Origin of the sequence: Salinibacter altiplanensis, from assembly GCF_002894645.1 — a bacterium.
Lineage (GTDB): Bacteria > Bacteroidota > Rhodothermia > Rhodothermales > Salinibacteraceae > Salinibacter > Salinibacter altiplanensis.
This window is the reverse complement of sequence record NZ_NCQY01000013.1, coordinates 14,530-33,303: the sequence shown is the minus strand read 5'-3', so window position 1 is coordinate 33,303 and position 18,774 is coordinate 14,530. Positions and strand designations below refer to the sequence as shown.

The 18,774-nt window shown below is 66.1% G+C and carries 15 protein-coding genes, 1 tRNA gene and 1 pseudogene; 12 read left to right on the top strand and 5 right to left on the bottom strand.

The window, feature by feature from the left end; translation table 11 throughout:
* Both B7R93_RS15780 and B7R93_RS06825 read right to left on the bottom strand, forming a co-directional pair.
* Nucleotides 1-219 (bottom strand): annotated as a pseudogene (locus B7R93_RS15780) (hypothetical protein); the annotation flags it as partial.
* 190 nt (nucleotides 220-409) lie between these two features.
* A tRNA-Asp gene (locus B7R93_RS06825) sits at nucleotides 410-484 on the bottom strand.
* Nucleotides 485-745: 261 nt separating this feature from the next.
* Here B7R93_RS06825 and B7R93_RS06820 point away from each other — a divergent pair.
* Nucleotides 746-991, top strand: coding sequence for an FmdB family zinc ribbon protein (locus B7R93_RS06820; protein ID WP_103020069.1), 246 nt, complete (start codon nucleotides 746-748; stop codon nucleotides 989-991).
* An 83-nt stretch (nucleotides 992-1,074) separates the two neighbouring features.
* Here B7R93_RS06820 and B7R93_RS06815 read toward each other — a convergent pair whose 3' ends face one another.
* Complete coding sequence (locus B7R93_RS06815) at nucleotides 1,075-1,449, bottom strand: 2Fe-2S iron-sulfur cluster-binding protein (protein WP_232798127.1); 375 nt, start codon at nucleotides 1,447-1,449, stop codon at nucleotides 1,075-1,077.
* Nucleotides 1,450-1,730: 281 nt separating this feature from the next.
* Here B7R93_RS06815 and idi point away from each other — a divergent pair, with 281 nt between their 5' ends.
* From idi to B7R93_RS06780, 7 genes are all read left to right on the top strand, one after another.
* A complete protein-coding gene (idi, locus tag B7R93_RS06810) occupies nucleotides 1,731-2,285 on the top strand; it encodes an isopentenyl-diphosphate Delta-isomerase (RefSeq protein ID WP_103020067.1) in 555 nt (184 codons plus the stop codon).
* Between the two features lie 396 nt (nucleotides 2,286-2,681).
* Entirely contained in the window at nucleotides 2,682-3,494 is an 813-nt protein-coding gene (locus tag B7R93_RS06805) for a DUF547 domain-containing protein (protein WP_103020066.1), read from the top strand.
* A 108-nt stretch (nucleotides 3,495-3,602) separates the two neighbouring features.
* Nucleotides 3,603-5,126 (top strand): Asp-tRNA(Asn)/Glu-tRNA(Gln) amidotransferase subunit GatB, encoded by a 1,524-nt coding sequence (gene gatB, locus B7R93_RS06800; protein ID WP_103020065.1) that lies wholly within the window; start codon nucleotides 3,603-3,605, stop codon nucleotides 5,124-5,126.
* Between the two features lie 9 nt (nucleotides 5,127-5,135).
* The gene (locus tag B7R93_RS06795) at nucleotides 5,136-6,554 is read left to right on the top strand and encodes a TlpA family protein disulfide reductase (RefSeq protein ID WP_103020064.1); all 1,419 of its coding nucleotides are present in this window, start codon (nucleotides 5,136-5,138) and stop codon (nucleotides 6,552-6,554) included.
* A gap of 120 nt (nucleotides 6,555-6,674) precedes the next feature.
* Nucleotides 6,675-7,247, top strand: a complete 573-nt coding sequence (locus B7R93_RS06790; RefSeq protein ID WP_232798126.1) for a class I SAM-dependent methyltransferase — start codon at nucleotides 6,675-6,677, stop codon at nucleotides 7,245-7,247.
* 46 nt (nucleotides 7,248-7,293) lie between these two features.
* Nucleotides 7,294-8,076, top strand: a complete 783-nt coding sequence (gene tpiA / locus B7R93_RS06785) for a triose-phosphate isomerase (RefSeq protein ID WP_103020063.1) — start codon at nucleotides 7,294-7,296, stop codon at nucleotides 8,074-8,076.
* Nucleotides 8,077-8,330: 254 nt separating this feature from the next.
* A complete protein-coding gene (locus B7R93_RS06780; RefSeq protein ID WP_103020062.1) occupies nucleotides 8,331-9,413 on the top strand; it encodes a class I fructose-bisphosphate aldolase in 1,083 nt (360 codons plus the stop codon).
* 129 nt (nucleotides 9,414-9,542) lie between these two features.
* Here B7R93_RS06780 and B7R93_RS06775 read toward each other — a convergent pair whose 3' ends face one another.
* Nucleotides 9,543-10,397 (bottom strand): sucrase ferredoxin, encoded by an 855-nt coding sequence (locus tag B7R93_RS06775; RefSeq protein WP_232798124.1) that lies wholly within the window; start codon nucleotides 10,395-10,397, stop codon nucleotides 9,543-9,545.
* Nucleotides 10,398-10,730: 333 nt separating this feature from the next.
* Here B7R93_RS06775 and B7R93_RS06770 point away from each other — a divergent pair, with 333 nt between their 5' ends.
* The 4 genes from B7R93_RS06770 to B7R93_RS06755 all read left to right on the top strand — a co-directional run bounded on the left by B7R93_RS06770 (nucleotide 10,731) and on the right by B7R93_RS06755 (nucleotide 17,348).
* Nucleotides 10,731-12,542, top strand: a complete 1,812-nt coding sequence (locus B7R93_RS06770) for an ATP-binding protein (RefSeq protein WP_103020060.1) — start codon at nucleotides 10,731-10,733, stop codon at nucleotides 12,540-12,542.
* A gap of 171 nt (nucleotides 12,543-12,713) precedes the next feature.
* On the top strand, nucleotides 12,714-14,453 hold the full coding sequence (locus tag B7R93_RS06765) for an amidohydrolase family protein (protein ID WP_232798123.1): 1,740 nt from the start codon (nucleotides 12,714-12,716) through the stop codon (nucleotides 14,451-14,453).
* Nucleotides 14,454-14,530: 77 nt separating this feature from the next.
* Nucleotides 14,531-15,958 (top strand): amidohydrolase family protein, encoded by a 1,428-nt coding sequence (locus B7R93_RS06760; RefSeq protein WP_103020059.1) that lies wholly within the window; start codon nucleotides 14,531-14,533, stop codon nucleotides 15,956-15,958.
* A 46-nt stretch (nucleotides 15,959-16,004) separates the two neighbouring features.
* Entirely contained in the window at nucleotides 16,005-17,348 is a 1,344-nt protein-coding gene (locus B7R93_RS06755) for an amidohydrolase family protein (protein WP_103020058.1), read from the top strand.
* 328 nt (nucleotides 17,349-17,676) lie between these two features.
* On the opposite strand, the gene nadA is transcribed toward B7R93_RS06755, so the two are convergent.
* Nucleotides 17,677-18,774 (bottom strand): quinolinate synthase NadA, encoded by a 1,098-nt coding sequence (gene nadA, locus B7R93_RS06750; protein WP_103020057.1) that lies wholly within the window; start codon nucleotides 18,772-18,774, stop codon nucleotides 17,677-17,679.

Sequence of the window (18,774 nt, the reverse complement as noted above, 5' to 3'; positions counted from 1 at the left end):
CCCCCAGGCGAGGCGGCGGGCCTGCCGTCCCCCCCCGGACCGGCTCGCGGCCTCGGACTGTGCCCCCAGCCAAGCCCCTCCCGCCATGGCAACGAACGCCGTCGCCCCGATCACCAGCAGTTTCCAAAGCGATGCCGCCGCGGCAAGCCCCATCGCAGCGGCGAAAAGTCCAGCCCCGACCCATCCAATCGGCGAAACCGAGCGCGCGGGCGACGACAAGGAAGAGGAAAACATTGAGCACCGAGGCAGGGCAAAGACAGTGAAGGAACGGGACAACCGTGCCGCCGCGGGCGCCCCCTGGTGGGAACGCCGCGAAGAGGCGGCCCAGCACCACGCGCATCTTCTAGAGCATCTTCAGGGCCCAAACAATAAAACCCTCGGCTCCGAATAATCGGAGCCGAGGGGCAAGCGGTCCGGACGGGACTCGAACCCGCGACCTCTGCCGTGACAGGGCAGCATTCTAAACCAACTGAACTACCGGACCGTCCATTTCGAAAGTGCACACAAGTCTAGGTTTGAGAGCCGGTCGGGTTCCACACCCGAGGAATGTTCACACAGGTTCCACCCACGTCTCCATGCCAGCCTCCAGCCCCCGGCGCTCCTTGAATTTCTCTCGGGGCTACTTTCGGCTCCGGAAACAATCGGAATTAGAAAGGTAACAGGGCGTGGTCCACGGGTATAAGAGACGGACCTGCACCGTGTTTTCCAGTACACCGATTCTTTCAGACCGCCGACAGACCCGACAATGCCGACCTACACGTATCGCCGCGAAGACGGAAGCACCTTTGAGGCCGATCAGCCTATCACCGAGGATCCCCTCGACACATGCCCGGACACGGGACAGGACGTAGAACGGATTATCACCGACAACCCTGGCGTCATCTTCAAGGGCGAAGGCTTCCATGTGAACGACTACGACGAGCATGGCCCCAAGGGCAATGCCGCTGACTCCAACGACGCGGATGGAGGGTCCGAGACGGGAACATCATAGGACAGGCGGCCCCGGCGGGCCTGTCTCCCGCTGTCTCCAGGACGCCATTCTCGCCCGACCGCCGACGCGGCCCACCGCAACCATCACTTCTCCTCCAGCATCTCGATTGAAAACCACTCCGCATCCGGCTCCACCATGAGGGCCGGCTCTGGACCCGCATCGTCCCAGCCCTGATCCTCCACCGTCATGAGGGGCGTCAACGACATGTCTCGGTCCACTACAATCTGACAGGCAAGGCGCACCTCCCCGAACTGACCGGTGTCGGTGAGCTTGGCGTGCTCGGCCTCGGTCATGACTTGAGGTTCTCCTTCCTCAAACTGTACCCGGCATGTGGTGCATCGACACCGTCCCCCACAACGATGCCCCACCGCGCCTCCACAGTCCTCAATGGCCCGGACAAGGCGTGTGCCTTCCTCGACCTCACAGGTGCCAACGCCGTCAATCGTAAGCTGGTGCACAGAAAGAGCTGCTGTTTGGAGGGAGCGCACAGACAGATGCATAAAGAGACAAATCGGAGACGATTACGTCAAACGAAAGCAGACCCTTCTCGAAAAGAGCTACCGACCCCGTACTGGCCGGACAGCGCCCCCTCGCTTCTCTGTCTCCGGGACCCGGTGCCGACCGGTCGGAAAATGCGCTGAAATAAACCCGTAACGTGTGGAGTCTTCGGGCAACGCGGATCGGCTCCATACTCATATTGCGGATGACTTTCCCGCTGTCTCCCCTTTTCCTTTGACTCATGCCTCACCCTGTCGTACTGGTCAACGAGGACGACCGGCCGCTCGGGACCGCCGACAAACTCCGTGCCCACGCGGAGGGGTGGCTGCACCGTGCCTTTTCGGTGTTTATCTTCGACCCCGCCGGTCGGCTCCTCCTCCAACGGCGCACCGAGGACAAGTATCACTCCGGCGGGCTTTGGTCAAACACCTGCTGCAGCCATCCTCGTCCCGAGGAGCCCCCGATCGAGGGGGCCCGTCGCCGGCTCCCCGAAGAACTCGGCTTCACAGCGTCCCTGACGGCGGCCTTCCAGGATCGATACAAGCTGTCCGTTGGGGAGAATCTCGTGGAGCACGAGCACAACCACGTGTTTATCGGCACGGCAGACGCGCCCTCCGTTCGCCCTAGCGCCGATGAGGTAGACGACTGGGCATGGGTCTCCCCATCCGTCCTGCGTGAAGACGTGGCCGCCCGCCCCCACCGGTACACGACGTGGTTTCGGCATCTTCTTCGCCCTGCCCTTGCCGCCGCTCCCTCTCCCTCTGGCGGCCCGTCGGCCTCCACTCCCGCCACGTAGCACACGTCCCCCTCAACGCCCCGGTCCCCTCGGCGGCGCAAGATTTTCGATCCTGCTCGTCCCATCCTCCTCTTCTCGTGCCCGACGGTCGCCCCCCGTATCGTCAATACGCAGGCCTGGCCCTCGTCATCCTGGCCTACGTCGGAGGCATCATTGGCTGGTCGTGCGCGGTGCAGCAGACCACATCCTCTCCTTCCCCCAGGGACTCCGTACAGGTCCAAACCATGCAGTCTCGGGTGGAGCCCCGGTCCGCCATCGCAGAAACCGCCTTCGCTTTCCTCTCTCTCCCGGAACGTCGCCCTTCGTCTAGACATATCTTGCACCGTCGTTTTCCGTCCCCTTCTCCCGTGTCGTCTCACCAGACCCTGAGGTCCCTCGATGCCTGGGCGCATGTGGATGTTGGTACTGCTCTTGTGTGTAGGGGCCGCTTCTCCTCTCGCCGCGGCCTCTTCGCCCCTCTCTTCCACGACGGATTCGACCCGGCATAGCGCGTTTGATCACCTGCTGGACCGATTCGTGGACGCGCGCGGGGACGTGGACTACGCAGCCCTGCAACGTCAGGCCGACTCTGTCCTTGCGCCCTACCTCCAGACGCTGGCAGAGGCCCGTCCCTCCACGCTGGACCGCACGGCACGCCTTGCGTTCTGGATCAACGCGTACAACGCCTACACGCTGCAGCTGATTGTCGACCACTACCCGGTGACGAGCATCCGGGACATTGACGGGCCGCCCGGCGGCGGCACGCCGTTTGAACGCCCGGTCGGGCCCGTCGCCGACACCGTGCGTACGCTCGACGAAATCGAGCACGAAATCATCCGCGTACGGTTCGACGAGCCTCGCATCCACTTCGCGCTCGTCTGTGCCGCCAAGAGCTGCCCGCGTCTCCGTCGGGAGGCCTACACGGGCCCCCGCCTCGACGCGCAACTCGACGCGCAGGCCCACCGGTTCCTCCACGCGCCCCGCAAAAATCACGTCCCCAACGGCGACGGGACCGTTGCTCTGTCCCCCATCCTCAAATGGTATGGGGACGACTTCGGCCCCACCCCGGCCGCGATTCAACGGGCCCTCGCCCCGTACTTCAACGGAACGGTACAGGACTCTCTCGCGCGAGGGGCGTACACGGTCCAGTATCGGCCCTACGACTGGACCCTGAATGCCCCCTCCCTGAACCGCGGCGACGGGGACCCCGACGTCGCCGCGGAGTCGTGACCCGCCGGCCAAACCCGAACATTTCTTCGCCCGTTGAGTTGTTTGCTCTTGTGTCCCGATTGGGGCACCTCCGCCTCTCTGCTCTCTTTCTAACCCTGTCCGACGCGCATGGCCCACGAGAAGTACGAGCCGGTCATCGGCCTGGAGGTACATGTCCAGCTCCAGACCAACGCCAAGATCTTTAGCCCGGACGCCGCGGCGTTCGGGGCCGCCCCCAACACGCAGGTCGATCCCATTAGCCTCGGCCACCCGGGCACGCTGCCCGTGCTCAACGAAACGGTGGTCGAGCATGCCCTGCGACTCGGCCTGGCAACCCACTGCTCGATCGCGGACCGCTCGGCCTTCGCGCGGAAGCACTACTTCTACCCGGATCTGCCGAAGGGGTATCAGATCTCCCAGTACGACACGCCGATCTGCTACGATGGATACGTAGAGATCCGGCCGGGCGAGCAGAAAAACGCCTCCTCCGGCCCCGACTCCCGCCGCGTCGGGCTGACGCGCATCCACATGGAGGAGGACGCGGGCAAATCGATGCACGCCTCGTCCGGACACACCACTCAACTCGACTACAACCGGTGCGGGGTGCCGCTGCTGGAATTGGTGACCGAGCCGGACCTTCGCTCCCCACGGGAGGCGTCCCTCTTCCTTCAGCGGCTGCGGCAACTGGTGCGGTACCTCGGCATCAGCGACGGCAACATGGAGGAGGGCTCCCTGCGCTGCGACGCGAACGTGAGCGTGCGTCCGAAGGGCCGCAAGGCGTTCGGGACCCGCACCGAGCTGAAGAACATGAACTCAATGCGCCACGTGGAGCGGGCGCTCGACTACGAGATTGCCCGCCAAAGCGCCGCCCTGGAACGGGGCGAGTCCATCACTCAGCAAACCCTGCTCTGGGACGCGGACGCAGGCACGACCCGCCCGATGCGCTCGAAGGAGGACGCCCACGACTACCGCTACCTTCCCGACCCGGACCTGGTAGAGATACAGGTGGAGGAGCCCATGGTCGAAGAGGTCCGCAGGAGCCTTCCCGAGCTCCCACGGGCCCGCCGCCGACGATTCGTCGAGGACGTTGGGCTGCCCGAATACGACGCCGGCGTCTTGACCGAGGAACGCGCCGTGGCCGACTACTTTGAGGAGGCCCTCCGCCACCTCTACAAGCGGACCAAGGGCGGCGACACCGACGCGCAGGCCAAGGCGGTGTCGAACGTCATCATGACCGAAGTAATGCGCGTGCTCAACGAGCGAGGCCTTTCCGTCGGCGAGCTGGCAGTCGGCCCGGAACGCCTGGCCCAGCTCGTGTTTCTGCGCCTGGAGGACAAGGTCAGCTCCAACGGCGCCCAAGAGGTCTTCGAGGCCATGCTTGAGGAGCCCGACAAGAGCGCGGGCCGCATTGCCGACGAGCGGGACCTGATTCAAGTCACGGATCGCGGCGCAATTGCTCCTGTGGTAGACGACGTGCTCGACGACAATCCGGACAAGGTACGCACCTTCCTCGGGGGCAAAGAGGGCCTCCTTGGGTTCTTTATCGGACAGGTGATGCAGCGCTTCGACGGCTCCCCCGACCCGGAACTGGTCCGGTCGCTGCTCCGGAAAAAACTCGACGCGCGGCGGGACACGGCGGATGTCGACGAGTAACCGCCCTCCATGATTTTCGACGTGTCTGCCCTCGCCCCCACCGCCTCGTTGGGGCGGTGCATTCTGGGCGCACTTTTCCTCCTCGTTCTGGGCAGTGCCTGCCAGCCGCCCTCCTCTTCGATTCAAAGTCACCTGAGGGGTCGGATTACCGTCGCCCCGTCGGCTAACTCCTCGGACCCGTACCGCGACGTTCGGGTCCTCGTGCTTCGTCCGGCCGGACGCCGCCTCGACACCCTGGGCCACGCCCGGCCCGGCCCCGACGGCCGCTTCCAAATACCGATTTCCGCACCGGAGCGGGGCATCTATTCCCTGTCCATTTGGGGCCGCGGGGGGCGCACACAGCTCGCAAGTACGGAGTACGTGGTGGCCGCCGACGACACTGCCTCGCTCCACGTTGCCCTCCCGACCGGAGGAGAAGGGGTTCGTCCCGTGTCGCCGGAAAACCGGGCTCTTCGGGCATACCGCAACGCCATGGCCATGTACCAGCGCCTGCTCACGCGTCGGCTCCGGGACGACTCCCCCAGCGCCAACGTGCAGGTCCAAAACATTCGTCTGACCAGCAGTGTCCTGTGGAGCCTCCGCGATCGCTACCCGGGCACCTACGCCGCGGAGTTTGCCGCCGTCGAGTCCCTCTCACTACTGGAGGGTTGGAACGACTCGTTGATCGTGGCCCGCGCCCGCCAGATCTCCCCCAACAGTCCGCGCTACGGCGACGCGGCTCACATTGCCCGGCGGGCCGAGGCCCGCCTCTACGGGCACCGGGCGGCCCTCACGCTGCTCGACACCCTGGAGGCCCGTGCCTCTGGCCCGCGGCAACGGGCCGGGGTGCAGGCCGCCCGCATCCAGGCGTTCCTGGACAGCGCACAGGTGAAGGCGGCCCTCTCGGCCTCCCAACAGCTCCGAACCCGATTTCCACGCACGCCCTGGGCCCGGGGGGCTCGGCGCACCGAGCACGAGGCGGCCCACCTGCAGCCGGGCATGATGGCCCCGAACCTGACGCTCCCGACCCTTCGAGGCGACACCCTTTCCCTCCATGCCCTCCGAGGTCGGCCCGTCGTCCTCGAATACTACCGGCCCGGCCTCGACCTGTACGCGCTACAACGTCCCCTCCGGAACGCCCTCTACGACGCCACCCGGGCCGACTCCGTCGCGTTTGTCTCCATTTCTACCGAGCCCGATACGCTCATCAACCACGCCTTCCTGCAAGACCGACGGCTTCCGGGCCACCGGGCCATCGCCACCGGTGCGCCCCAGGGCCCGCTCGTTGCTCCGTACAACGCGGCCCACGTCCCCAGTTGGATTCTCATCGACCACACGGGGGCAATCGTGGACCGCTATCGGGCGAGCGACCTTCCCGCCCTCCGGCAACGCCTCGTCCAGCTTCTCCGCCCCCAGGCCCCGACGCCCTCCCCGCAACCTCTTCCCTGACCGTTTCCGACGATCCTTCATGGAGTCGGGACGTGAAGACCTTGAAACGCACTCCATTGTCCGCGTACTTGGCTGGTGCTAGTCCATCAACGGTCTTTCCGAAATTGTCCCGTCCACGCCGTGTCCTCTGCTCTCTCCGGAACCCTCGCCTACATCAAAAACTTCTTTCAAGACCGGGATGTTGCGGCAATCGCCCCCTCCTCCTCATTTCTGGTCCGGCGTGTCTGCAAATGGATCGACTTCGAGGAGGATCAGATCATCGTCGAGTACGGTCCCGGAAACGGGGTCTTCAGCGAGTTCATTCTCGACCGCATGACGGCAGACTCGACCCTTCTTCTGATCGAGAGCAACCCCGCCTTCGTGGAGATGCTCGAGGACCGAACCGCCGACGAGCCGCGGGCCGTGGTGGTGGAAGACCGGGCCGAGCGCATCGTTGAGATTCTCGACGCACACGGGGTGGACGCCGTCGACTACATCGTGTCCGGCATCCCCTTCTCTTTCCTCGACGAGACTGAGCGAGAAGGCCTCCTCGCCCGAACGCGAGACGTCCTCGCGGCCAACGGGAAGTTTCTCGTCTACCAGAACTACAACCACCTGGAGGCGCCGCTCCGCGAACACTTTTCGGAGGTCACGAAGGAGTACGAGCCCCGCAACATTCCCCCGACCATGTTTGCCTACGAGGCGCAGAAGTAGCCCTGCACCCTGCTGGTCTCAACTTTTCCATATTCTCTCCCCGTTTATGTTGGTCGCTGGCAACTGGAAGATGAACACTGATGTCTCGGAGGGCCGGGCGCTGGCCGACGCCATCGCGGAGGGCCTTTCGTCTTCGCCCCCCGACCTTGGCGACGTGGACGTTCTCGTCTGTCCCCCGTACGTTCACCTGCCGGCCGTCCTCGACGCACTGGCGGAGGTTCCCGTTACGGTGGGGGCGCAGGACATGCACGCCGAGGGCGAGGGCGCCTACACGGGCGACGTGTCCGCCCCCATGCTTGCCTCGATCGGGTGTGACGCCGTCATTCTCGGCCACTCCGAGCGGCGCGAATACTACGACGAGACGGACGCGGACGTGAACGCCAAGGCCAAGCAGGCCCGGGCCCACGGCCTCGTGCCCATCGTGTGCGTCGGCGAGACGCTGGAGGAGCGGCAGGCCGGGGAGGCCGACACGGTCGTCCAGGACCAAGTGGACGGGGCCCTCTCCGGCGTCTCGGTCGACAGTGGAGACGCCCTCATCGTGGCCTACGAGCCGATCTGGGCCATCGGCACCGGCGAATCGGCCGCTCCTGCACAGGCCCAGGAGATGCACGCGGTGATCCGGGACGACCTCACGGAGCGATACGGCGCCAACGTGGCGGACGACATTCCCCTCCTCTACGGCGGCAGCATGAAGCCGCACAACGCCTACGGCCTCCTCTCCCAGCCCGACATCGACGGGGGCCTCATTGGCAGCGCCAGCCTGGCGGCCGACAGCTTCCTCGGCATCGCCGAGAAGGCGGTGGAGGTGCAGGAGGAGTCCGGGAGCTGATGCCTTTCTCCCATTGGCGTGTTGCTTCGGCCCAGGGACGCGAACAACAACCCTCTGTTGCGTCTTGGAGGAGTTGATTTGGACACCGCCGTTCCAGATTCCTATACTCTCCACTAGGGGTGGACGCTGCACTGCGTCATCGGCGTGGACGAAGACCTGCTTCCTTCTTACCATGTGGAGTAGCCCCTCGTCGCTCACACCCGGCCGAGGCCCTTGCCCCCTCGTTCTGTCCCACATTCTTCCCCGACCGACCCATGGCCCAAGCAACCCGCACCCCCATTGCCAAACACCTCGGCGACGAGGCCGAGGATTTGCTCGACCACGAGTGCGAGACCATTCCAAAAGACCAGCTCCACCTTCCCGGCCCGGACTTCATCGACCGCGTCTGGAAGGGCTCGGACCGCAGCCCCCAGGTTCTCCGGTCGATGCAGCAGATCTTCAATCACGGCCGCCTGGGGGGATCCGGCTACATCTCCATCCTGCCCGTCGACCAGGGCATCGAGCACGCCGCCGGCGTCTCCTTTGCGCCGAACCCGATCTACTTCGACCCCGAGAACATCGTCAAGCTCGCCATCGAGGGCGGCTGCAACGCCGTGGCCACCACCTACGGCGTACTCGGCTCCGTGGCGCGGGACTACGCCCACAAGATCCCCTTCGTCCTCAAGATCAACCACAGCGAACTGCTCTCGTACCCGAACCGGTACGACCAGGTGCCCTACGCCCGCGTGGAGGACGCCTACGAGCAGGGCTGCGTCGGCGTCGGGGCCACCATCTACTGGGGCTCCGAAGAGTCGAACCGCCAGCTGCAGGAGATCTCGAAGATCTTCTCCCGCGCCCACGAGCTGGGCATGACCACCATTCTCTGGTGCTACGTGCGCAACAAGGAATTCGTCCTGAACGGCTCCAACTACGAGGGCTCGGCCGACCTGACGGGCCAGGCCAACCACCTCGGGGCCACCATCGAGGCGGACATCATCAAGCAGAAGCAGCCGACCCTCACCGGCGGGTACCAGGCCGTGCGGGACCACAAGGACGACGGCTACGCGAAGGACCCGTCGCTCGTCGATGAGACGCTGCTGACGGACCACCCGATCGACATGACCCGCTACCAGGTCGCCAACAACTACATGGGCCGCTGCGGCCTGATCAACTCCGGCGGGGCCAGCGGCGAGAACGACCTGCAGCAGGTCGTCCGGACGGCCGTCATCAACAAGCGCGCCGGCGGGATGGGCCTCATCACCGGCCGCAAGTCGTTCCAGAAGCCGATGGAGGACGGCGTCGAGGTCTTGAACGCCATCCAAGACGTGTACCTCGACGACGACATCACCATTGCCTGACCGCGCATCGTCGGGGCGCAGGCCCGCCTCGGTTGCCGCCCGCGTCGGGCGTGCCTTAACCATCTAACCATTTCGTGCCGAGCATCACAGCGTGCCTCCACCACCCGGTGGGGGCACGCTTTTTCGTGTTTAGGGGCCGGCTGGCTCATTGTCCTTCCATCTCACGCGCCACGCCTTCGCCGGCTTCGCCTCGCGACTTCCGCAGCTACGGGGGAACGGCGGGCCGCACTGTTCCTGCCACACGTGCGCCGCTCGTGTCGTGTCTCCGGCCCGTACCTGCACCGTCCAGCCCTCGTCGTTCTTCTCCAGGCCCACGCCCCGCACGGCCGTCAGGGCGGTCGTGCCCAGGTGTCGCCGGAGAGACAGGCACGCCGCCTGTACGGGCCGCGGCTGGGACACCGCCCCGCGCACCCGGTCGAGGTCATACAGGTGGCCCTGCCGATGGGCCCTCATCAGGTCGGCCATATCGCTGGGACGGAGCCAGCCGTAGTGCGTGCCATCGGGCAACGCCACGGCAGTGGGGGCGAAGCGGTGGCCCCCGAGGTGCGACGTCTGCCACGCGGCGTCGGGGGCGGCGTCGGCCGCAGCCTGGGCGACGGGACGTCCCCACTTGGCGCAACAGGCATCCCGGCGGCCGTTCACACAGGTGAGCACGAGCGGCGCCGGGTCGGCCGTCGAAGAGGAGTCTCGGAGTGCACCGGGCACCTCGAGGGCGGCAAGGTCGTCGTAGGCCCCGAGTGCCCACTCGCGTACGATTGGCTGAGGACCGGTCCGAACCGCAATGCAGCGAATGCTCCCTGGGGCGTCCCAGGTGTTGAGCCCTCGGCGGATGAGCTGGACCCGCAGGTCAGACATCGTTTCCGTCCACGCCGCAATGGCATCGTGCACACTGCGGCCCCAGCCGGCCTCCTCGACGGCATCTGGGCCCCACGGCGCGGGGTCTTCAATTAGGAGCCAGTGGGTCGCCTCGGTGGCGGTGCCCATCGGCGATACGCCATGCGAGCGGGCCAGCCGCGAACAGAAAGCGGGAGCCATACAAGCCTCTTCGAGCAAGCAGGTGGGGAATCATCGATTCATTCCTATGGATGGACGCGGTCCCGGATTCCTTCTGTCATCGCCCCACGTAGAACCTGTTTTGATTTTGGATCGGATGGGGGGAGCGAGCATCGATGAGCCGAAAATCGGCGCACGGTCGAGGGCTGTAGTCGGGCTTTGTGTCCCCTCCACGGCCGGACGGTCTGACCGCCCTGTTGAATCTCGTGCCGCCCCCTCTCGTTCGCTCCGTCACGTCGGTTTTCCCCCAAGTTTTTCGTGTCCATGCCCGAGCCCGATTCGCCCGAACCCAACGCGGCCTCTCCTGCGGACGGGACGTCCGACCGCACGCCCGACACGCCGCCCCTCGATCCGTACACCGCCCACTACCCGTCGTGGGCCCAGGAACTGGCGCGAAAGTACTTCACGAAGACCGTCTCCACCTTCATCCTGCACGGGGACATCCGGGACGTGGTGCCCACCGAAGACCGCGGCGGAACCCGCATCTACCCCCCCCTCCGTCGCTTCCTGACCGACGACCTGTTCGCCGCCCGCGACGTGGTGGTCTTCTACGACCGCAGCTCCGGGATTCACTTCGCGGACGCGGCGTCCCGAGAAGACTTCAGCCGCGCCCTGTCCGGGCAGGCGAGCCTCGCCGGCACCGAATACGAAAACAACCTGCCAAAGGCCCCGGACAAGGTCTTCGAGCTCCTCGAAGAGTACTTCCGCCTTCGCCTCTCGAATGGCACCCGTGTCGCCTGCCTGATCGACTACGCCGAGACGGTGGCCCCCATGGCCGAGGCGTCGACGTACTCGGCCCAGGACCGCCAGTCGCTCGTGTACCTGCAGAAGTGGTCCCGCGACTCGCTCTTTCTGCAGAGCGACTTTACCCTCACCCTCCTCACTGAAAACCTGACGGACCTGAACCAGCAGCTGGTCCAGAGTCCCCACACCGCCGAGATTTACGTCCCGATCCCCGAGACAGACGACCGGCAGGCATACATCGACTGGGCGCTGGAGGAGCGGGGCAATCGGTTCCGCGACCACTCGGACGTATCCCCGGACGCGCTTGCCCAAAACACCGCGGGCCTCAACTACACCCAGCTGCGGACCATCCTGGCCGACGTGCTGGAGAACCAGAACCGGCTGACCGCCGGGACCCTCTCCGACCTAAAGAAGGAGTTCATCGAGGCTGAGGCGTACGGGATGCTCGAGTTCATCGAGACCGACAACTCGCTGGACCTCATCGCGGGCCACACCGCAGCCAAGCACCACCTGCGTCAGGCCGCCCACGCGGTGCAGGCCGGCCAGCACGACGTCCTCCCGATGGGCTACCTCGTGAGCGGACCGGTGGGCTGCGGCAAGACCTTCCTCATCAACTGCTTCGCCGGAGAGATTGGCATCCCGATGGTGAAGCTCAAGAACTTCCGCTCCCAATGGCAGGGCGTGACGGAGGGCAACCTGGAGAAGATTCTGAACCTGCTGGAGGCGATGACGCCGGTGGCCGTCCTGATCGACGAGGCCGACGCGGCCCTCGGGAACCGCGACATGCAGGGCGACAGCGGCGTGAGCCAGCGCGTCTTCTCCCAGATCGTCTCCTTCATGAGCGACCCGGCGCACCGCGGACGGGTCATCTTCTTCCTCGTCACCGCCCGCCCGGACCTGATGCCGGTGGACCTCAAGCGACAGGGCCGCGCGGAGGAGCACCTGTCCTTATTCTATCCCCACACCCGGGCGGACCGGGAAGAGCTCCTGCGGGTCATGATGCGCCGAACCGGGGTGGACCTGCCAATCGACGACGTGCCCCCCGAGCTGTTGGGGGGCGAGCGCACCTACAGCGGGGCCGACATGGAGGCCATCCTCACGCGCGCCACCTTCCGGGCCGCCGGGGCGAACGACGGGGCCGTGACGCCGGACCTCCTGCAGGCAACCGTAAACGACTTCATCCCCCCCACCTACCCCACAGAGGTAGAGCTCCAGCAGATGGCCGCGGTTTTGGAGTGCACAAGCCGCGACCTGCTCCCGGAACGCTTCCGGACAATGAAGCGGAAGGAGGTCGTCGAGCGACTCGAACAGTTGAAGCGCATGGTGGATTAGCCCTCGCCCCCGCTGGTCTGGTCTGGTCCTTTGGTCGCACTGATTTCACGAGCTGCATCCCGAGACGATGAGTGGGCGGCTGAATGCGACGACCCGGATGACACTATCCACCGGCCTCTTTACATTGCAGATGCTCTGGTTTCCACTCCTCATTGGACGTCCGCCGCCCGCATGACTGCTTCGACATTTCGCCGCTACGGACTTGGCCTTCTTGGTCTCGTCCTGCTGGTTCTGCCGTCTCGTCTCTGTGCCCAAGACTACGAGGTGCCGACGGTCACCGACACGTATGCCCTTCAGAATGCCCGCGTTGTGCAGGCCCCCGGGCAGGTCCTCGAATCGGCCACGGTCGTGGTCCGGGACGGCGTGATCGAGGCCGTGGGGGACGACGCTGAGGTGCCGTACGATGCCCGTACGATCGAGGCCGACTCCCTCGTGGTCTACGCCGGCTTCATCGACGGCTTCTCCCACGCGGGGGTCGAGATGCCGGACACCGAGGACGAGGATGTCGAGGACCCCGGCAATCCTCCGCCTGATGCGGCGGGCATTCAACCGGATCGGTCCGTCCGGCCGTTCCTCTCCCCCGAGGAGTCGGACCTGAAGTCGCTGCGGGAAGCCGGGTTCACCCTCGGCCACGTCGCCCCCGAGGGACAGATGCTCCCCGGTGCCAGCGCCCACGTCTTTTACGGGGGCGAGACGGCCGACGACATGGTGCTGGAGACCAGTCCCACCCTCTTCGCCCAGCTCCAGACGGCCAACGGCTACGTGTACCCGGCCACGGACATGGCCGTGATCGCGCAGATGCGGCAACTCTTCCGCGAGGCGGAGCGCCGCCAGCAGCTCGACGCCGCCTACGAGCGCGACCCGACAGGGCGCTCCCAGCCCCCGCAGGACCCGGAGCACAGCGCACTCTTCCCCGTGCTGGACGGCGAGACGCCCCTCGCCTTCTACGCCGACGAGGCCCTGTCCCTCCACCGCATCCTTGCGCTGCATCAGGAGCTCGACTTTCCGCTCGTTCTGGCCGGACTGGGGGAGGGCCACGAACTCGTTAGCACCCTCCAGGGGGTCGACGCGCCCTTCTTCCTGACCCTGGACCTGCCGGAGGAGCCGACACGGTCGAGCGGTCCGGACACCACGATGGCCGATACAACGAGCGCCCCCTCCCAGTACTACAGCCCCGAATTCAAGGCGCCGTCCTACGAGACCGTCGCCGAGGAGGAGGCGAACCTGGAGCTCCGCCACGCCATGGAGCGGCAGGCCTACCTAAAAACGGCGGCCACCCTGCATGAGGCCGGCCTCACGTTCGGCTTTACGACCCGCGAGGCCGACCCGGGCGACGTCCGCAGCACCCTCCGCACGATGATCGAACAGGGGCTCCCCGAGGAGACGGCGCTCGCCGCCCTTACGACCCGCCCCGCCGCGCAGCTTGGTCTGGACAACCGTTTGGGCACCGTCGAGGAAGGGAAGATTGCGAATCTCGTCGTGACCGACGGGCCCTACTTCGGCGAAGGCACGTCCGTCCAGCACGTGTTCGTGGACGGCCGGCTCTACGACTACAGCTCGGACGGCGGCGACACAGGCGAGGTGAGCGGCGACGTGTCCGCGGTCCTCGGCACGTGGTCGTACACGCTCGAAACCCCGCAGGGAGACCTCTCCGGCGAGGTCACGATTGAGGGCGGCCCGTCGGGCCTGGACGGCACCTTCACCGGCCCACAGGGCGACGAACAGCCGCTCCGGTCGGTGTCGTTCGACGGCACGACCCTCTCGTTCACCGTGGACTCGCCGCAGGGCGGGTCCGTCTCCGTCTCGGTGACGGTCGAGGGCGACACCTTCGACGGGTCCGCCTCCACGTCCGGGGGCTCGTTTCCCATCTCCGGCGAGCGCACCAGCAGCCCCAATGCGACTCAGAAGTAGTGTCCACCCGCACGCCCCGCGGTAAATTCCGCGCGCCCCCTCTGACGATATTTTGCGTTCCGTCTTCCCAATCCCTTATGCTCTCTGCTTTTCCCTCCCGCTTTTGCTTCGCCCTCGGCGTCCTTACCGCCGCCCTCCTGGTCGCCACGCCCCTGCAGGCCCAGGACCAGCTGCGCGGCGACGCCCCCGATGACTGGCTTATTCAGGACGCCACCGTACTGACCGTCACGGACGGCACCATCGAGAACGGCGACATCCTCGTGCGCGACGGCGACATCGCCCAGGTTGGACGAGACCTGTCGGCCCCGAGCGGCGTCGAGACGTACGACGCCAGCGGCGAGTACGTGATGCCGGGCATCGTGGAGGCCCACCAGCACATGGCCATCAGCAACGTCAACGAGGCCACCAACCCCGTCACCGCCGAAGTGGGGGTGGGCGATGTGCTCACCCCCTACGACGTCGGCATCTACCGCGCGCTGGCCGGAGGTGTGACAACCGCCCACGTGATGCACGGCTCGGCCAACCCCATCGGCGGCCGCAACGAGACGATCAAGCTGCGCTACGGCGTCACGAACCCCGACCGCCTGCAGATGGACGACGCGCCCCGGACAATCAAGTTTGCCCTCGGGGAGAACCCGACGGGGCTGTATGGCCAGGGACGCGATCAGGTGCCCCGCACCCGGATGGGCGTAGAACAAGTCATCCGGACGGCCCTCACCAAGGCACAGCGCTACACGGAGGCGAAGCAGGCCTACCAAAGTGGAGATCGGGCCCGGCCGCCCGCGCACAGCGAGCGCATGGAGGTCCTCGCAGGGGTCCTCCGGGGCGACATTCTCGTGCAGACCCACGGCTACCGCGCCGACGAGATGCTCATGCTCATGGACGTCTTCGAAGACTTCGGCATTCAGGACCTCGTCTTCCACCACGCGAACGAGGGCTTCAAGATTGCCCCTGAACTGGCCGCCTTCGGGGACAACGGCGCCGGTGCGACGGTCTTTTCGGACTGGTGGTCGTACAAGTTTGAGGTGTACTACTCCACCGCCTACAACGCCGCCGTCCTCACCGAGAACGGCGTCAACGCGTCCATCAACTCCGACATTCCGGGGGAGCAGCGGGATCTCTACCTCCAGGCCGCCAAGACACAACGGTATGGCGACCTCTCCGCCACCCAGGCCCTCAGGCTCATCACCCTCAATCCCGCCCGCCAACTCGGCATCGCCGACCGCGTGGGGTCGATCGAAGAAGGCAAGGCCGCCGACCTCGCGATCTTTAGCGAGCACCCGCTGTCCGTCTACACCAAACCGCAACGGACCTACGTCGACGGGGTCGTGCGCTTCGACCACGAACAGGACCCCGACGACATGCGGCTCCGCGTGGACCCCGAGGGCACCGTGGCCCTCGCCCGCGACGGCTGGAGTCGCCACGCCGCCCACAGTTGCCTGAAGGGCGTCACCCAGCTGCGCGCCACCAAAAACGGCGTAACCCTCGAAAATACGGGCCGATAAGCCCCCCTCTGCCTCTCCGACCGCCTGCTGACCAATCCGTTTGCTCATGCTCTCTCCCTCTCGCCCGCGGCCGCTGAGCGTCTCCGCGGGGCTGACCCTGCTCGTTGCCCTCCTGTTGACCCTGCCCGCCCACGCCCAGAAGCAGCCCGGCTACCAGGGGCCGTTTGCCCTGACGAATGCCCAGGTGATCGTCGCGCCCGGTGATACCCTCGACCGCGGCACCGTTGTTGTCCAGGGCGACTCGATCGCCGCCGTGGGCCCGGACGTATCGGTGCCGTCCGACGCCCAGGCGTTCGACCTTTCGGGCCAGCGGGTGTATCCGGGGTTCATTGACAGCGGCACGCACCTCGGCCTCGCGGAGATCGGCTCGCTTCCGGAGACACAGGACTTCAACGAGGTTGGCAACCTCACGGCCCACATGAATGCCCTCGCGGCCGTGAACCCCAGCACCGTGCACGTGCCCACGACGCGCGTCCACGGGATCACCTCCGTGATCACAGAGCCGGAGAACGGAATTCTGCCCGGGACCTCCGCCCTCATTGGGCTCCACGGCTACACCCCTGAGCAGATGCACCTGGGCGACGTGACGCTCACGAAGCTGAACTTCCCGTCCGTGGGCCGCCAGGGGCCCTCGGACGACCGGTCGCCCGAGACGATCCAGACGGAGGCGGAGAAGGCCCTCAGCAAGCTCAATGAATTGTGGTCAGAGGCCAAGCGGTACGCCCGGATCGATTCGGCGGTGGCGGAGCAGCCGGAGGCGCGGCGTCAGCCCGAGTTCGTGCCCGCCATGGAGGGACTGCTGCCCGTCATCCGGGGGGAGCAGCCCCTCATGATCTCCGCCAACGCGGCGGCCGACATTTCCACGGCCCTCGACTGGGCGGAGGAGCGCGGCGTGCTCGACCAGGTGATTCTCAGTGGGGCCCTCGAAGGATGGCGCGTCGCCGACGAGATCGCGACGGCCGACGTGCCGGTGCTGGTCGGCTCCATCATGCAGCCCCCAAGTCGGGAGAGCGACCGCTACGACAAGGCCTACCGCACGCCCGCCCTGCTTCATGACGCAGGGGTCACCGTGGCGCTTCGCTCCGGCAAGACCGAGAACGTACGCAACCTCGTCTTTCACGCGGGCTTCGCCGCCGCCCACGGCCTCGGCAAGACGGAGGCCCTCCGGGCCATTACCACAAACCCGGCGCGCATCTTTGGCGTCGCGGACCAGGTAGGGACCATCGAGGCCGGCAAGCGGGCCAACCTCTTCGTCGCCAACGGCGATCCACTTCAGCCCGCGACCGACGTGCAGCACCTCTTCATCGACGGGTACAAGCTGCCGCTCGAAAACCGGGCCACGAAGCTGTACGACGAGTTCCTAAACCGGAATCCGGGGCTGACGAAGTAGCGCCCACCGTTCGGGAGCGGGCCGGTTTGACAGACTTTGAGCCATCAGGCCCCGGTGGACCCAAACCGAGAATTCTGCTGAGGACGTCGCTCTAGATCTTGCCCCGCCCCCATCCGGCCGTGTAGATCATGGGTTCCACACCCGCGAAGTGTTGAGAGCAGTGGCGACCGAGTAGTCAACGGGCTGCGCCGCAACCGGCGAGAACGGGTGCTTCCAGAGGACGCCTGATGCAGTAAGTCGCATTCGGAGCGACCAGGGGATCGGGCGGCGCCCAGGGACGTGTCTCGAAACTTCCCCGGACCCACAAGCCGAGCCACTCGTCAACGCGTTACCCGATTTCGAGCATCCGCTCGACGGCCTCCAGGGCCCCCAAGCGCACCTCTTCCTCAATCTCGATCTGGTACTGGTCGTTCGCGAGGTTTCGGTAGGTGTCCTCCAGCGTGATCTGGTTCATGTGCGGGCACCGCTGCCAGCACATCCGCAGCAGGTTCTTGTCTGGATTGGCCCCCATGATGTTGTCCCCCATCGAGCACTCCGTGAGCAATAGGTAGCTCTCCGCGTTGGTGTTCTCGACGTAGTCGATCATCGAGGAGGTGCTGCCGGAGTGGTCGGCCTCTTCCACGACCTCCGGGCTGCACTCGGGGTGGGCCAGCACCACCGTGTCGGGGTGCTCCTCGCGGGCCTGCTGCACATCCTCCACCTGAAACATGTCGTGCACCACGCAGCGTCCCTCCCACCCGATCATGTCGGCGTCGGCGGCCTCGGCCGGGGCCCCGTCGCCGCTCGTCGGCGCGCCGTCGCCCCCAACGTCCTTCCGCTCTCGCTTCTGGGGAAAGAGCACATCCTTGCCGGTCTCCTGCGCCACGTTCTGGGCCAGGAACTCGTCCGGGATGAAGATGACGGTGTCCGAGTCGAGCGACTCCACGACCTGCGCCGCGTTGCTGGAGGTGCAGCAGACGTCGCTCTCGGCCTTCACGTCGGCGTAGGTGTTGACATACGTGACGACCGGCAGCCCCGGATAGCGCTCCCTGAGGCGCCGCACGTCCTCCGCCGTAATGCTCTCGGCGAGCGAACAGCCCGCCTCCTCCGCGGGCAGGAGCACCGTCTTGTTCGGGTTCACGATCTTGGCCGTCTCGGCCATGAACCGCACCCCACAGAATACAATCGTGTCCGCCTCCGCCTCGGCGGCACGCCGGCTCAGCTCCAGCGACGACCCGGTGTAGTCCGGGATCGTATGGAAGAGCGCCGGCTCCATGTAGTTGTGGCCGAGGATGACCGCGTCTTGCTCCTGCTTGAGCGCGTTAATCTCGGCGGCCATCTCGGCCTTGTGGCGGAGCTCTCGGTCACTGGGCCGGTCTTCGAGGCGCTCCGCAAGCACGTCATAGAGCGCATCGGGGTCGGTCAGGGTCGCAGCGTCGTTGATCAT

Excerpts from the sequence above, each read along its gene's own strand:
- tpiA (WP_103020063.1), top strand. The coding sequence starts at position 7,294 with ATGTTGGTCGCTGGCAACTGGAAGATGAACACTGATGTCTCGGAGGGC.
- B7R93_RS06755 (WP_103020058.1), top strand. The coding sequence starts at position 16,005 with ATGCTCTCTCCCTCTCGCCCGCGGCCGCTGAGCGTCTCCGCGGGGCTG.
- B7R93_RS06765 (WP_232798123.1), top strand. The coding sequence starts at position 12,714 with ATGACTGCTTCGACATTTCGCCGCTACGGACTTGGCCTTCTTGGTCTC.
- nadA (WP_103020057.1), bottom strand. The coding sequence starts at position 18,774 with ATGATCAACGACGCTGCGACCCTGACCGACCCCGATGCGCTCTATGAC.
- B7R93_RS06770 (WP_103020060.1), top strand. The coding sequence starts at position 10,731 with ATGCCCGAGCCCGATTCGCCCGAACCCAACGCGGCCTCTCCTGCGGAC.
- gatB (WP_103020065.1), top strand. The coding sequence starts at position 3,603 with ATGGCCCACGAGAAGTACGAGCCGGTCATCGGCCTGGAGGTACATGTC.
- idi (WP_103020067.1), top strand. The coding sequence starts at position 1,731 with ATGCCTCACCCTGTCGTACTGGTCAACGAGGACGACCGGCCGCTCGGG.
- B7R93_RS06760 (WP_103020059.1), top strand. The coding sequence starts at position 14,531 with ATGCTCTCTGCTTTTCCCTCCCGCTTTTGCTTCGCCCTCGGCGTCCTT.
- B7R93_RS06820 (WP_103020069.1), top strand. The coding sequence starts at position 746 with ATGCCGACCTACACGTATCGCCGCGAAGACGGAAGCACCTTTGAGGCC.
- B7R93_RS06805 (WP_103020066.1), top strand. The coding sequence starts at position 2,682 with ATGTTGGTACTGCTCTTGTGTGTAGGGGCCGCTTCTCCTCTCGCCGCG.
- B7R93_RS06795 (WP_103020064.1), top strand. The coding sequence starts at position 5,136 with ATGATTTTCGACGTGTCTGCCCTCGCCCCCACCGCCTCGTTGGGGCGG.
- B7R93_RS06775 (WP_232798124.1), bottom strand. The coding sequence starts at position 10,397 with ATGGGCACCGCCACCGAGGCGACCCACTGGCTCCTAATTGAAGACCCC.
- B7R93_RS06780 (WP_103020062.1), top strand. The coding sequence starts at position 8,331 with ATGGCCCAAGCAACCCGCACCCCCATTGCCAAACACCTCGGCGACGAG.